The 14566-nt window shown below is 69.2% G+C and carries 12 protein-coding genes; 4 read left to right on the forward strand and 8 right to left on the reverse strand.

What is annotated here, in order from left to right:
- Positions 1-134 precede the first annotated feature (134 nt).
- Complete coding sequence (glnA, locus tag ACFVWU_RS21435) at positions 135-1496, reverse strand: type I glutamate--ammonia ligase (RefSeq protein WP_380609224.1); 1362 nt, start codon at positions 1494-1496, stop codon at positions 135-137.
- Between the two features lie 174 nt (positions 1497-1670).
- On the opposite strand from glnA, the gene ACFVWU_RS21440 reads away from it, so the two are divergent.
- Entirely contained in the window at positions 1671-3425 is a 1755-nt protein-coding gene (locus ACFVWU_RS21440) for an NAD+ synthase (protein ID WP_387623217.1), read from the forward strand.
- A 50-nt stretch (positions 3426-3475) separates the two neighbouring features.
- Here ACFVWU_RS21440 and ACFVWU_RS21445 read toward each other — a convergent pair whose 3' ends face one another.
- The 3 genes from ACFVWU_RS21445 to ACFVWU_RS21455 form a co-directional block, all read right to left on the reverse strand.
- A complete protein-coding gene (locus ACFVWU_RS21445; RefSeq protein WP_387623219.1) occupies positions 3476-4525 on the reverse strand; it encodes an endonuclease/exonuclease/phosphatase family protein in 1050 nt (349 codons plus the stop codon).
- Between the two features lie 219 nt (positions 4526-4744).
- Complete coding sequence (locus tag ACFVWU_RS21450; protein WP_387623221.1) at positions 4745-5374, reverse strand: TetR/AcrR family transcriptional regulator; 630 nt, start codon at positions 5372-5374, stop codon at positions 4745-4747.
- A 151-nt stretch (positions 5375-5525) separates the two neighbouring features.
- Positions 5526-7139 (reverse strand): MFS transporter, encoded by a 1614-nt coding sequence (locus tag ACFVWU_RS21455; protein WP_387623224.1) that lies wholly within the window; start codon positions 7137-7139, stop codon positions 5526-5528.
- A 278-nt stretch (positions 7140-7417) separates the two neighbouring features.
- On the opposite strand from ACFVWU_RS21455, the gene panB reads away from it, so the two are divergent.
- On the forward strand, positions 7418-8287 hold the full coding sequence (gene panB, locus ACFVWU_RS21460) for a 3-methyl-2-oxobutanoate hydroxymethyltransferase (RefSeq protein WP_387623227.1): 870 nt from the start codon (positions 7418-7420) through the stop codon (positions 8285-8287).
- Positions 8288-9517: 1230 nt separating this feature from the next.
- Here the strand turns inward: panB and ACFVWU_RS21465 are convergent.
- From ACFVWU_RS21465 to ACFVWU_RS21480, 4 genes are all read right to left on the reverse strand, one after another.
- Complete coding sequence (locus tag ACFVWU_RS21465) at positions 9518-10363, reverse strand: GNAT family N-acetyltransferase (protein ID WP_387623230.1); 846 nt, start codon at positions 10361-10363, stop codon at positions 9518-9520.
- An 84-nt stretch (positions 10364-10447) separates the two neighbouring features.
- A complete protein-coding gene (locus ACFVWU_RS21470) occupies positions 10448-10645 on the reverse strand; it encodes a hypothetical protein (protein WP_387623233.1) in 198 nt (65 codons plus the stop codon).
- A 2-nt stretch (positions 10646-10647) separates the two neighbouring features.
- Positions 10648-11766, reverse strand: coding sequence for a radical SAM protein (locus ACFVWU_RS21475; protein ID WP_387623236.1), 1119 nt, complete (start codon positions 11764-11766; stop codon positions 10648-10650).
- 144 nt (positions 11767-11910) lie between these two features.
- Complete coding sequence (locus ACFVWU_RS21480) at positions 11911-12627, reverse strand: ATP-binding protein (protein WP_387623238.1); 717 nt, start codon at positions 12625-12627, stop codon at positions 11911-11913.
- Positions 12628-12848: 221 nt separating this feature from the next.
- On the opposite strand from ACFVWU_RS21480, the gene ACFVWU_RS21485 reads away from it, so the two are divergent.
- Both ACFVWU_RS21485 and ACFVWU_RS21490 read left to right on the forward strand, forming a co-directional pair.
- Entirely contained in the window at positions 12849-14138 is a 1290-nt protein-coding gene (locus ACFVWU_RS21485) for a helix-turn-helix transcriptional regulator (RefSeq protein WP_387623240.1), read from the forward strand.
- 22 nt (positions 14139-14160) lie between these two features.
- On the forward strand, positions 14161-14520 hold the full coding sequence (locus ACFVWU_RS21490) for a hypothetical protein (protein WP_387623243.1): 360 nt from the start codon (positions 14161-14163) through the stop codon (positions 14518-14520).
- The last annotated feature ends 46 nt before the right edge of the window (positions 14521-14566 follow it).

The raw sequence follows: 14566 nt of genomic DNA on the forward strand, positions 1-14566 counted from the left end.
CGCGCCCGCGCGGCGCGGTGCCGGGCATGACCGGCAGGTGGACCGGCTCGGCCGTTCGAACCCGCCCTCGCCGCACCGCGGGCCCGCCGTCGTCCGAACGAACGACAACGGGCCCGAAGGGGTTTGAGCCGGGCTCAGAGCACCTGGAGGTTCTTGCGCAGCTCGAACGGGGTGACCTCGGAGCGGTACTCCTCCCACTCCTGGCGCTTGTTGCGCAGGAAGAAGTCGAAGACGTGCTCGCCCAGCGTCTCCGCGACCAGCTCGCTGCGCTGCATCAGGTCGATCGCCTCGCCGAGGTTCTGCGGCATCGGCTGGATGCCGAGGGCGCGGCGCTCGGAGTCGGACAGCGCCCACACGTCGTCGTCGGCGCCGGGCGGGAGCTCGTAGCCCTCCTCGATGCCCTTGAGGCCGGCCGCGAGGGTGACGGCGTAGGCGAGGTACGGGTTGCAACCGGTGTCCAGGGAGCGGACCTCGATCCGGGTGGAGCCCTGCTTGCCCGGCTTGTACATCGGCACCCGGATCAGCGCCGAGCGGTTGTTGTGGCCCCAGCAGATGTACGAGGGGGCCTCGCCGCCGGCGCCGGCGGTGCGCTGGGAGCCGCCCCAGATCCGCTTGTAGGAGTTCACCCACTGGTTGGTGACGGCGGCGGTCTCGGCGGCGTGCCGCAGCAGGCCGGCGATGAAGGATCTGCCGACCTTGGAGAGCTGGTACTCGGCACCGGACTCGTGGAAGGCGTTGCGGTCGCCCTCGAACAGCGAGACGTGGGTGTGCATGCCGCTGCCCGGGTGCTCGGAGAACGGCTTGGGCATGAAGCTCGCGTGCACGCCCTGCTCCAGCGCGACCTCCTTCATGACCAGCCGGAAGGTCATGATGTTGTCGGCGGTGGACAGCGCGTCAGCGTAGCGCAGGTCGATCTCCTGCTGGCCGGGGGCGCCCTCGTGGTGCGAGAACTCGACCGAGATGCCCATCGACTCCAGCATGGTGATCGCCTGGCGGCGGAAGTCGTGGCCCACCCCGCGCGGGGTGTGGTCGAAGTAGCCGGACTGGTCGGCCGGGATCGGCGGGGTGCCGTCGCCCGGCAGGTTCTTCAGCAGGAAGAACTCGATCTCGGGGTGGGTGTAGAAGGTGAAGCCCAGGTCCGAGGCCTTCTCCAGGGTGCGCTTGAGCACGAACCGGGGATCGGCGTAGGAGGGCGAGCCGTCCGGCATCAGGATGTCGCAGAACATCCGGGCGGTCCCCGGGGTCTCCGAACGCCACGGCAGGATCTGGAAGGTGGTCGGGTCCGGCTTGGCGATCATGTCGGACTCGTAGACCCGGGCGAAGCCCTCGATCGCCGAGCCGTCGAAGCCGATGCCCTCCTCGAAGGCCTGCTCCAGTTCGGCCGGCGCCACCGCGACCGACTTCAGGAACCCAAGTACATCGGTGAACCACAGCCGGACGAACCGGATGTCACGCTCTTCGAGCGTCCGAAGCACGAACTGCTGCTGCTTGCCCATGGGGACAGTCTCACCTCTGCTCTTTACGCTCGTGTTACGCCCGGGCGGCCCCCGAAAGACCTCGCGCGGCGACTGCCCCCATCATGGCCGATCATCGCGCCGCCCGGCAGTGCCGACCCCGGTTCCGGACCCCCTCGCGGGACATTGCGTCAGTTAGACGATTACACTCGGGGCATGCCCAATCTCCGTCTCGCCCTGTGCCAGATCGACCCCTGGGTCGGTGACATCGCCCGCAACAGCGATGAGGTGGTGCGCTGGACCAGGCAGGCCGTCGAGGCCGGTGCCCAGCTGGTCGCGTTCCCCGAGATGGCCCTGACCGGGTACCCGGTCGAGGACCTCGCCCTGCGCAGCTCGTTCGTCGAGGCCTCCCGCGGTGCGCTGGTCGAGCTGGCCGGGCGGCTGGCCGACGACGGGCTGGGCGAGGTGCCGGTGGTGGTCGGCTACCTCGGGCGCTCCGACCACGCCTCGCCGCGCTTCGGCCGCCCGGCCGGGTCGCCGCAGAACTGCGCCGCCGTACTGCACCGGGGCGAGGTGGTCACCCGCTTCGCCAAGCACCACCTGCCCAACTACGGCGTCTTCGACGAGTACCGCTGGTTCGTCCCGGGCGACCAGCTGCCGGTGCTGCGGGTGCACGGGGTGGACGTCGCGCTGGCCATCTGCGAGGACATCTGGCAGGACGGCGGCCGGGTCACCGCCGCCCGCGAGGCCGAGGCCGGACTGCTGCTGGTGGTCAACGGCTCGCCGTACGAGCGGAACAAGGACGACCAGCGGCTGGAGCTGGTCCAGCGCCGCGCGGCCGAGGCGGGCTGCACCCTGGCGTACGTCAACATGGTCGGCGGCCAGGACGAGCTGGTCTTCGACGGCGACTCGATCGTGGTCGGCGCGGACGGCGAAGTCCTCGCCCGCTCCCCGCAGTTCGAGGAGCACCTGCTGGTGCTGGACCTCGACCTGCCGGCGGCCAGCAGCGACCACACCGACGGCCTGCTGCTGAGCGACGGGCTGCACCTGGTCCGCACCGGGCTGGACGGCGAGCAGGCCGAGGCCCCCGCCGGGCGGCTCGACGCCGGGGTCGCGCCGCGACTGTCCGACGAGGCCGAGATCTGGGCGGCGCTGGTCGCCGGCACCCGGGCCTACGTGACCAAGAACGGCTTCACATCGGTGCTGATCGGCCTCTCCGGCGGCATCGACTCGGCGCTGGTGGCCTCGATCGCGGTGGACGCGATCGGGCCCTCGAACGTGTACTGCGTCTCGATGCCCAGCCGCTACTCCTCCCAGCACTCCCGGGACGACGCGGCCGAGCTGGCCCGCCGCACCGGGCTGCACTTCCGGACCGTCTCCATCGCCCCGATGTTCGACGCCTACCTGAGTGCCACCGAGCTGACCGGCCTGGCCGAGGAGAACCTGCAGTCCCGGCTGCGCGGCACCCTGCTGATGGCGATCTCCAACCAGGAGGGGCACATCGTGCTCGCGCCCGGCAACAAGAGCGAGCTGGCGGTCGGCTACTCGACCCTGTACGGCGACTCGGTGGGCGCGTTCGGGCCGATCAAGGACGTCTACAAGTCGCTGATCTTCCGGCTGGCCCGCTGGCGCAACGAGGAGGCCGAGCGGCGCGGGGAGGTGCCGCCGATCCCGGAGAACACGATCAGCAAGCCGCCGTCCGCCGAGCTGCGGCCGGACCAGAAGGACACCGACTCGCTGCCCGACTACGACCTGCTGGACAGCGTGCTGGACCGCTACATCGAGGGCGACGAGGGCCGGGACGCGATCGTCGCGGCCGGCTTCGACCCGGCCGTGGTGGACCGGGTGGTCCGGCTGGTCGACACCGCCGAGTACAAGCGGCGCCAGTACCCGCCGGGCCCGAAGATCTCGGTGAAGAACTTCGGCCGGGACCGCCGACTGCCGATCACCAACCGCTGGCGGCGCGGCTGAGCTGGGCCATGTCCGACGATGAGCGGCCGACGGGAACTGCCGGACAGGCCTTACGAGGAGTACCGGTAGGCGGCGGCCACCGCGAGGTGGTCGCTGCCGTCCCGGGGCAGGGTGCGGGAGTCCACCGGCTTGAGCCCGCCCTTGCTCATGATCTGGTCGATCCGCGCCATCGGGAAGGCGGACGGCCAGCTGAAGCCGAAGCCGTCCCCGGCGGCGCCCTGGGCCGAGCGCATCTGCGAGGTGACCGGCGCCAGGCTGCGGTCGTTCATGGTGCCGTTCAGGTCGCCGAGCAGCAGGACCTTCTTCTGCTGCTCGCCCTGGATCGCCTCCCCGAGCGCCTGGGCGCTGACGTCCCGCTGGTCGACGGTGAAACCGCTCTCGGCCTTGAGCCGGACCGACGGCAGGTGCGCGACGTACACGGCGACCGGACCCTGCGGGGTGGCCACCTGGGCCCGGAACGCCCTGGTCCAGCCCATCTTCAGATCCACCGGGGAGACCCCGCTGATCGGGTACTTCGACCAGAGCCCGACCGTCCCCTCCACCGCGTGGTACGGGTAGGCGTCGGCGAGGCCGGTCTCGTACGCCCGCAGCTGCTTGCCGGCCAGCTCCTGCAGGGCGACGATCTGGGCGTCCGCGGCCACCAGGCCGCGGACGGTGCCCGGCACGTCGGTGTTGTCGGCGGCGACGTTGTGGCTGACCACCGTCCAGTCGCCCTTGCCGCCGCTCTTGTCGGTCAGCTGCCCGCCGAACAGGTTGGCCCACAGCACGGCGGGCAGCAGCAGGGCGAGCAGCGCGGTGGCGGAGCGGCGCAGCAGCGCGGGCACCAGCAGCACCGGGACGGCCAGGCCCAGCCAGGGCAGGAAGGTCTCCAGCAGGCTGCCGAGGTTGCCGACGCCGTTGGGCACCTCGGCGTGGAAGGCCAGCAGCACGGCGGTGAGCACGGCCAGCAGGGCGACCACCAGTCCGCGCCGCCAGGTGCTGCTGCCGCGGCCGTCCCGGCCCCAGTCCCGCAGGCCGAGGAAGCCGCCGGTACGGCCGCCGGGGGCGGCGCCCGTGCCCCCGGCGTCCGTGATGCGGTCGGTGAAGTCCGCCTGCGTCATGCCGTGGCTCCCTCGTTCGTGCCGTCGCCGGTCCGGCGTCCGGTCCGTGCGGGTACGGGCGGAGTGCCGGACTGGTGCCGGTTTGATCGGATACCCGGCTCAGCCTATGCCGGGACAGACGCCCGTCCCCGGGAGCGGGTTCCGGCGTGGCCCGGTTTGGTGAGCCAGGCCACGTCCGGACACGATCCACTCGGGCGCTGCTCGGGCGCTGCTCGGGTGCTACTTGGGTGCGAGGCCGTCGAGCAGGGCGTCGACCATCTTGCGGGCGAGGTCCGGGTCCTCCAGGTCGGAGTCGTCCCACAGGATGCTGCGGTAGAGGATCGGGCCCATCAGCAGGTCGCCCAGCAGGTCCAGGTCGAGGTCGTCACGGATGATGCCCTCGGCGACGGCCTGGCGGATCAGGCCGAGCCCGGCCTCCCGGCGGGGCTTGATCACCCGCTCGCGGTACGCGGTGTACAGCTCGGGGAGGGCCTGCATCTGGCCGAGGGCGGCCTTGAGCACCCAGCGGGTGCGCTTGGCGAGGCCGCGCCGGCGGACGTAGTCGATCATCTCGATCAGGTCGTCCCGGGCACTGCCGCCGGACGGCTCCGGCACCGGGACCTCCAGCCGGCTGACCACGTCGACCAGCAGGGCCTCCTTGTTGGGCCAGCGCCGGTAGATGGTGGCCTTGCCGACGCCGGCCGCGGTGGCGATGCCCTCGATGGTGAGCTCGGAGAGCGTGGTGCCGGCGGCCATCATGTCCTCGACGGCGGTGAAGATGGCCTGCTCGGCGGCCTCACTGCGGGGCCGGCCGCGGCGTGCGGCCGCGCAGTGCTGCCCGGTGTCGGCGCTCGGCGTGTCCGTCCTCATCTCCGCTGTCTCTCCCTCGCTGACCCCGGGCGCGCGGGCGCCGTGGCGTTTCGGTAGGTGGGTCCGCGGGCGGGTGGCCCCGCCTGGACCGAGGCCCCGCCGACCGGGTGCACCGGTCGGCAGGGCCATTGTCGCGCAGCTGATCCGCGGATCAGGCGTCGGCGGCCGCGGCCTCCCGGGTCTGGCCCGGCTGCGCCGGGGCCGGTCCGGCCGGGCCGCCGGGGGCGGCGGTGCGGCGCGGCAGCAGGAACCAGGCGACCAGCGCGCCGACCAGCGAGATGCCCACCGAGAGCGAGGCCACCACGTGCATGGCGTGGATGAAGGAGTCGTTCGCCGGGGCGATCAGCGCCTTGCCCGCGCCGTTCGGGATCCGCTCGGCGATGGCCAGGGTGGCCTCCAGCGACTCGCCGGCCTTCTCGCGCAGCCCCTCGGGCAGGTGGTTGAGGGTGTCGGCCATCCCGTCCCGGTAGACGGTGGAGAGCACCGCGCCGAGCACGGCGACCCCGAGCGAGCCGCCGACCTGGCGGAAGGTGTTGTTGACGGCCGATCCGGCACCGGCCTTCTCGCGGGGCAGCGAGCCCATGATCGCGACGGTGACCGGGGGCATGACGTGCGCCATGCCCGCACCCATCACCAGGCCGAGCACGATCAGCACCCAGATCGGGGTGGTCGCGGTCAGCACGGTGTAGCCGACGAAGCCGATCGCGACCAGCACCATGCCGCCGGCGGCGGTGGCGGCGACACCGAGGCGGTCGACCACCAGCCGGGCCCGCGGGGCGAACATCAGCTGGGCGACGGCCAGCGGCAGCATCAGCAGACCGGCCTGCAGGGCGCTGTAGCCGCGCACGCTCTGGGTGTAGAAGACGCCGAAGAAGGAGACGCCCATCAGCGCGAAGAAGATCACGGCGACGACCACCACCGAGGCGCTGAACACCTTGTTGCGGAACCAGGTGACGTCCAGCGCGGGGAACGGCGTGCGGCGCTCGAACCAGACGAAGGCGACCAGCGCGACCACGCCGAGCAGGGTCGGGCCCCAGGCCTCGAAGGCGGTGAAGTCGGCCAGCTCGCCGCCCTTGATGATGCCGAAGATCAGCGCGACCAGTCCGATGATCGACAGCAGCACCCCGACCGGGTCCATCTTGCCCGGGCTGGGGTCCTTGGACTCGGGGACCAGGATCGCCATCGCGATCACCGCGACGACCACGATCGGGACGTTGACCAGGAAGACCGAGCCCCACCAGAAGTGCTCGATCAGCAGGCCGCCGGTGATCGGGCCGATGGCGATGGCCAGGCCGACCGCGCCGGCCCAGATGCCGATCGCCTTGGGCTGCTCCTCGCGCTCGAAGACGTTCATGATGATCGCCAGCGTGGCGGGCATCGCGAGCGCGCCGCCGACGCCCATCAGGGCGCGGTAGCCGATGAGTTCACCGGGCGAGCCGGCCATCGCGGACAGCAGCGAGGCGACGCCGAAGACCACCATGCCGGCCAGCAGGGCACGCTTGCGGCCGAAGCGGTCACCGAGCAGGCCCGAGGTGAAGAGCAGCCCGGCGAACACCAGGGTGTAGGAGTTGATCGCCCATTCGAGGTCGCTCTGGGTGGCGCCCAGGCCGACCGGGGCGGGGGTCGCGATGGTCTTCATCGCGACGTTGAGGATCGAGTTGTCGAGCACGACGACGAGCAGGGCGAGCACCAGGGTGCACAGGATCGCCCAGCGTCTGCGGTGGATGGCTTCCGGCACACGGGGTGGCGCGGCTGCGGTGGTCATTGGTCTTCCCGTCCGTGTTGGTGTGGCACTGGCGGGCATTTGCGAGTCGCGGACGTCTCGTAACCCCCCGCACCAGAGTAGCGGCGAATACGATACGAGACGAATCCGTTTCGTAAAATGGAGGCAAAGCCCGGAGGGCCCGGAGGCGTCGGTGTGGCGTGGATCGCACCCGGTCGCGCGCACCCCTCTTTGCGCTCACGTCCGGGCGTGCAAGCATGGAGGTGATCCGGGGACGCCGCACGGCGCCACGAGACGACAACCCTTCAGGAGTCCGTTCGATGAACGCTTCTTCGCTTTCGCCTGCCCAGAACCAGGCGTCGACCACCACCCTCTACGGCGGGGTCACCAACCGCCGCGTCACCGTCCGCGACCTCGCCGCCGCCAAGCAGCGCGGCGAGAAGTGGGCGATGCTGACCGCCTACGACGCCCTCACCGCAGGGGTGTTCGACGAGGCCGGGATCCCCGTCCTGCTGGTCGGCGACTCCGCCGGCAACTGCCACCTCGGCTACGAGACCACCGTGCCGGTGACCATGGATCAGATGGCGATGCTCTCCGCCGCCGTCGTCCGCGGCACCCAGCGCGCCATGATCGTCGCCGACCTGCCGTTCGGCTCGTACCAGGAGTCGCCCGCCCAGGCGATGCACAACGCGGCCCGGCTGATGAAGGAGGCCGGGGTCGGCGCGGTCAAGCTGGAGGGCGGCGAGCGCAGTGCCCGCTCGATCGAACTGCTGGTCGAGGCCGGCATCCCGGTGATGGCGCACATCGGCCTCACCCCGCAGTCCGTGCACGCCTTCGGCGGCTACCCCGTCCAGGGCCGCGGCGACGAGGCGGCGCACCAGCTGCTGCGCGACGCCAAGGCCGTCCAGCAGGCCGGCGCCTTCTCGGTGGTCCTCGAGGCCGTCCCGGCCGAGCTGGCCGCCCAGGTCACCGAGCAGCTGGCGATCCCGACCGTCGGCATCGGCGGCGGGCCGGAGACCGACGCCCAGGTGCTGGTCTGGACCGACATGGCCGGCATGACGGCGGGCCGGGTGCCCAAGTTCGTCAAGAAGTACGCCAACCTGCGGGCCGTCCTCGGCGACGCCGCCCGCGAGTTCGCCGACGAGGTCCGCACCGGCGCCTTCCCGGCGGAGGAGCACAGCTTCCACTGACGCCCTTCGCGGCCCCGCTCCGAGCGACTCGGAGCGGGGCCGCTGTCATGCCCGCACGGCGTGCTGCACACCTCAGCCAGTCCTCCCGGTCGCCTCGCCGCCGCTTCGGCGAGGCCGAAGCAACGGTGTCACCCCAGGCTCACGGCCGTACCACCACAAAATGAGGCCCGGCCTGAAAGCAGAGCACACTCAGCAGTAATGCGATAAACGCCTTTACCCTGAACGGCAGTCGCATCGATAGGTGCCGTGCTACGTTCCGTACTCAAATAGAAAACAGTTGACCCCGGCGGTGCTACCAACACCCCGGGGTCCGGCACCAGGAGTCGGACTCCCGATGCGAGTACATCGTACCCAACACGCACGCCACTTCACCGTGTTGCCCAACTCCGTCTTGCAGTACAGGAAGTTGAGCTACACCGCCCGAGGCCTCCTCGCCGACCTCCTCTCCCGCCCCGACGGCTGGCGCGAGGACGGCCGGCACATGGCCGACACCAGCCCCCAGGGCCGGGGAGCAATTCGCAAGGCTCTCAAGGAACTCACCGACGCCGGTTTCTACCGCGTCGAAACGATCCGGTTGCCCGACGGCACTGTCCGCACCGAGAACCACGTCTACGACACCCCGCGGCTGAGGGCACCGGCTGCCACCCACCCGGCGTCCGGTGAACCAACCACCGGGTGCGCAGACCTCCCTGTAGTAAAGAAACCGGACCAAGAAACCACCCTCCCCCCGCGCCCGGCCACCGCTGAGAACTCGCGCCCGGGCCAGCCGCCCACGGCGCCGGACGAACAACTCCGGGAAGCGGTGGCCACCCTGTTCCGAGTGATCCGCCCCGAACCCCGCCTGCGCCTGGGCCAATCCGAGGCAGAAGAACTGGCGCCCTTGGTGGCCCAATGGCTTCAACGCGGCAGCACGCCAACCGAGCTGGCCCAAGCCCTGCTGCCGGGCCTGCCCACCCCCATGCACTCGGCACCGGCCGTGCTCGGCTACCGCCTGCACCACAAGATGCCGCCTCCCCGCACCCCGGAGCGCTCTCCCTCCGCCCGGTACACCGAGTGCAGGGAGTGCCGCGACCCCGTCCCCCGTCCCGGCATCTGCCGTGCCTGCGTCGGTTTCGTGAAGCGATCCGCCGCCAGTAGCTGCGCCGCTTCCGTGGCGGCCAGAGGCGCCAGCCGCGCTCGCACCGCCCTGCTGGCGGCTCGATCGGCCCGGCCCCTCGGGGCCCGATCTGCTCAGGCGCCCGAGGCGCAGACGAAGCCGAGGTCGATCAGCCCCTCACTTTGGCAGAGGCGGTCGGACGCGCCGCCAACGGTGGTCTGCAGCAGCTGGTAGTCGGCACCGTGCTCCCGCCCCCAGTGCATGGCCGCCCGCCACAGCCGGCGCCCGAGTCCGAGCCCTCGACACTCCGGCAAAACTCCGAAGTACTGTGGCAGGAGCCGGGTTTGCCCGATCGGGTCGGGCATCGTTTCCATCGGGCCGATGGCACCGGACACTTGGCTGTTCCGTACCGCGACCATTACGGGGCCAACGGTATCGAGCCTGGAGTTCAGGAAGGCGAATCCTTCGCCGGCCAGCTTCGCGGAGAAGTCCTCGAAGGTCTCCGCTACCTGTGTGGGCACGTCGGAGAGGATCTCGATTCCGTCCACGGCGGGAGCGTGTCGGTCGAAGGTCCTGAGCTGGACCCGGTTGCATGAAGCAGACGTGTCCGGGCCTTCCTGGAACCACACGACGCGGGCCTTCTCGGCAGCGTGGACTGTGGCGAGCTTGGCGGCTGCTTCCCGGGCTTCGAGCAGGTGCCCTCGGGCCCCGTAGAGGTGGAGCCGTAGGATTCCGCGACCAGTGATTGTCGGGATCAGGGTCCGTTCCCGATCCTGGACGATGTCGTCCACCACGACCCACTCGTCCTTGCGGTCCGACCATCGCCGGTCCTTGTCGTGGGGCAGAAAGCCGCCAGTACCGGCGACAGCGAACACGTCCTCCAACAGCTCCGGGCTCATCACGTCGGGGTGAAGGGGGCCGAGTGTCGGCAGGTACGGTACGGAGATGCGGGGGTGCATCCAGTCCCAGCGGAATCCCATGCACCCACGCTACTCGGCTGCCACACGGGGCTCAGGCCCCGACGCGAACCGCGTCAAGGCCTGAGCGTTACTGACTGATCGCGATCAGTGCGGGTTGTCGTCGCCTGCGGAGCACGAGCACTTGATCGACTCCATGACGTCGTCCAGGTCGGTCACCATGGTGATCTCGGTGACCGGCTGGGCGGTGGCCTGGAGGGGCCGCGTCAGGTACGGCAGGCGCTGGGTCGGGCCGTCGCCCGGCAGCGGGCACCTGGGGGAGAGTTCGACAGCGACAGCGGTCATGTTCACCCTGCTTTCTTGATTCCGTGCTGACAGTAGGAACTGAGTGGTGCCTTCGCCTCCTGGTAGTGCTTGGCCAGCGGCCGGCACACGGTGCACGACCCCGAGAGCTGACAGCCGGAGCAGCCACCGGTGCGAAGCATGAGGCGGTCGGCGATGGCGCCGAGCCGGGCGAGGCCGTCGATCCCCTCGGCAGGGAGGCTGATCTGGTCGTCACGGCCGATCTTGCAGATGGACACCAGACCATGCGGGTCGGTGTGGAAGAAGGTGTGACCCGCGTTGCACCCGGCGAACGGCTTGCGCATCCGCAGGTGCTCTTTGGACTGCGCGGCCAGGGACTCGGCGCCGCCGTAGATCGTCGGCGTCATGTTGGTGAAGACGCTGTACTCCAGCCCCCACGACCGGGACAGGTCGATCATCGCCTGTTCCTCGTGCGCGTTGTCCTCGGTGACGACGATGCTCACCCGCAGCGGGAGCTTGGCGTACCGCGCGGCGTTCATCCCCTGGACGAACAGGTCCCAGGCGCCCGGACGTTGCGTCAGTTCGTCGTAGCTGGCCTTCGTGGCGCCGTACATCGACACCGTGATCCGGTAGGGCGGGCAGTCCCGGAAGAGGCGGAGCAGGTTCTCGCGCCACAGCAGCGAGGCATTCGTCGAGATTGTGATCATCATGCCCAGCTCGAACGCGGCCCGGTAGGACGCGATGAAGTCCTTGTCCACGGTGGGCTCGCCGCCGGTGATCTGGAGAAACAGAACACCGGCCTCTGCCATGATTCGCAGGCAGGTCAGCTTGTCCGCCAAGGGCATGCCCGAGTTGACCTTGAGCCCCAGATAGCAGTGCTTGCAGGCGTAGTTGCAGCCGAGGTTGATCTCCCACGACGCCCGGGAGTACCCCCACTGGGTGGGCTGTCGTACGAGAAGGAACGCGCCCGCAGGCCGTCCGGCGATGTCCAGGTCGGCCCACTGCGAGCCCACGGCAGCCGAAAACCAAGAGGGGGCTGCTTGGGCAGGGTCGTGGGCACGCAACTCTTCGTAGCCGGCCTCCGGGAGTCGGAAGCCGCCACGGCTGCCGGGTCGCACCAACAAGTACTCGTCCAGGAACGGACTGACGATCAGGTTGTGCACTTTCCCTCCTCTGTTGAGTAGCCCGGGGAGATGCCGCGAGTGGCGGGACCTCCCCGAGGAGCGTCATACGTCATCGGGATGTTCTGACTGGCCTGATAGCGGTGGAGGTCGGCCAAGGCTGCACGGCCTGGTGAACCCGGGTCATCAGATGCCGGAGTAGCGCAGGTGCCGCTCAGCGGCCGACACGGTGTAAAAGCGTCTGATTCGGTCCGAGGAGCCCGGAACGCGCACGTACTCGTGCTGCTCGCGGTCGTAGATCCCCCAGCACTCCAGCAGGATGAAATGGGGGCTCTGGGAGTCGATTGCGCGGATCTCGTACCGAGACGAGGTGGAGGGGGTAGTCGCCGGACGACCTCTGTCTCCGGCGCATTCTTGTGGGTTCGCCCCGACTGCTGTACCCGAACATGAGTCATGAAGACCCGTACGGCGAGCCGCGCCTCTACCGTCACTGATCTGGTCGGGCGCAGCCTCGAACCATACGACCTTGCCCGTCTCCACCGGGTACCAGCCCCAGGAGTGAGCTAGGGCCTCCACGAGGAGAAGGCCACGGCCGTTGGTGGCCGTGTCGTCGGCCGTGCCCCTACCGGGCGGTTTCGGACTCGAATCCGAGACCTCGACCCGCAGGCGCACGCCGGTCCATCGGACTGTCACACGGCACTGGTCGCCCGTGTGCTCAACGGCGTTGGCCAGCAACTCGTCCGAACACAGCTCCACGTCGCGCGCCTCATTGTCCGTTATAGGGACACCCCAGGATCGAACGAGTTGGGCGACCTCTCGGCGGGCCAGAGGCACTGCCGCGAGGTCTGCCTCGACGTCCCATGCACAGAGCACCGGCACAATCACGGTGTTCAGCGGACTCATAGCCGTTCCACTCCAAGTCGAAGTCTCGGCGAACCGTGCGCCTTCGCGTGTTCTCGTCGCGGCACGCTTGCCGCAACACCCAGGAAACAAGAGGGAGTTGGTGCGAACCAGAGCAATGCGGGTGCGCCTCTGATGCATACTCGATGCACCAGGAGCTCTGACCTGGACCAATAAATCGGCAGAGCGAAGAGGCAGCAGGCATGGCGGCTACCAGGCCACAGTTGGCACGACAGCGAAAGGCCCTGGGCTACAGTCAGGAGAGGTTCGCCGAAGCGCTCGGCGTCGACCGCTCGACGGTCGCCCGTTGGGAGCGCGGCGAGACCGAGCCGCAGCCACACCTCCGGCCCAGGCTCGCCCGGCTCTTGAAGGTCACCACCGCGGAGCTCGAAGCCTTACTCGGACCGCGGCCGCACGATGGTGATCCGGTATCGGCCCTTCCGGAGGCGGGGGTCATCATCCCAACCGACTCTGCGGCTCCCTGGATCTACTTAGATGCGGATCAAGTTGACGAAATGAACCGTCGCGAGTTCCTTCAAATGCTGAGCATCACCGGTACGTTGGTCACGCTGCCACCCCTCAGCTGGGGGCAGGCCGTGGAACTAGCCAGTGGGCCGTCGGCCGTCGATTCGGGCGTGCACGGCCGGGTGAACGCGCACCTGTGGCAGAGCTTCTCGTTCGCCCGCGCCAAGTCGACGGTCTACCCGATGGTTCGAGAACAGCTCAGCGCGCTCATCGAGGCTTTCGAACGGACCCAGAACGAGGCTGGGCACAAGCAGCTCTGCATCCACTCCGCAGACCTCTTCCAGCTTGCTGGCGAGATCTTCTTCGACAGCAACCGCTACACGGATGCCTCACACTGCTACGCATTGGCCGCCAGTGCGGCTCGCGAGGCCGGTGCCTATGATCTCTGGGCCTGCGCCCTGACCCGGCACGCCTTCATCAGTCTCTACGAGCGGCGGTTCGCCAGGGCTATCCCCATGCTGAACGCCGCTTCAGAGGTGGCCAAGCATGGGGATCGAGAACTCTCGACGCGCCATTGGGTGGCTGCCGTTCAAGCCGAGGCCTTCGCCGGTCTGGGAGACCTCGACTCGTGCAACCGAGCTCTGGAATTCGCCGGACAGGTCCACTCACTGAGCGGGCAGGTTCACAACGGTGGTTGGCTGCGGTTCGACGGCTCCCGGCTGGCCGAGGAACGAGGCACCTGCTACATCCGGCTCGGCAGACCTGATCTCGCAGAGAAGTCCCTCACCGAGGCGTTGAACCACACTCTCTCCGTCCGTCGTCGGGGGAGCGTTCTCACCGATCTCGCCATACTCGGGGTCCAGCGAAGGGACAGTGATCACCTACTGTGCTACGCCGGTGAAGCCTTGACGCTCGCCCAGCAGAGCGGATCAGGGTATGTCTGCCGCAAGTTGCGGGAGCTTCAAGGGGAGCTGGAACCGCTCAAGGCCGACCGACGCATCGCTGCCCTGAGTAGCCAGATCGCAAGTCTGCCCGCGATTCCATCCTGAACAGACGACGAGAGGACTGAGCATGGAGAACGAGGACGGCCGGATCTTCCGCGAGGCATGGATCGCCGGGGTCAAGAAGCACTTCCCTGGCGAGCCGAAGCCGGGCTACATCACTCCCTGGGAAGAGACTCCGGACTGGGAGCGCCAGTCGGCTGACGCCGTGTTCGGCCAGGTTCGTGACTTCGTCGCTGTGAGTGGCGGCACGACCGCCAAGCTCACCCGGGAGCAGAAGGGACGCTTCGTCGCCCTGTGCTGGATCGCCCAGATCCACAAGCACATCCCGGACCCGAAGCCGAGCTACGTTGCCGACTGGGATGACCTGCCGGACTGGCAGAAGGAGACGGACTCCGACATCTTCGAACACATCGAGCAGGCGGTCTGAATTTCCGCTCTGCTTTCGTTGCGGCGCCCCCTTGGCTCGCCAAGGG

The organism is Kitasatospora sp. NPDC058190, from assembly GCF_042883685.1.
In the GTDB taxonomy this organism is placed as follows: Bacteria; Actinomycetota; Actinomycetes; order Streptomycetales; family Streptomycetaceae; genus Kitasatospora.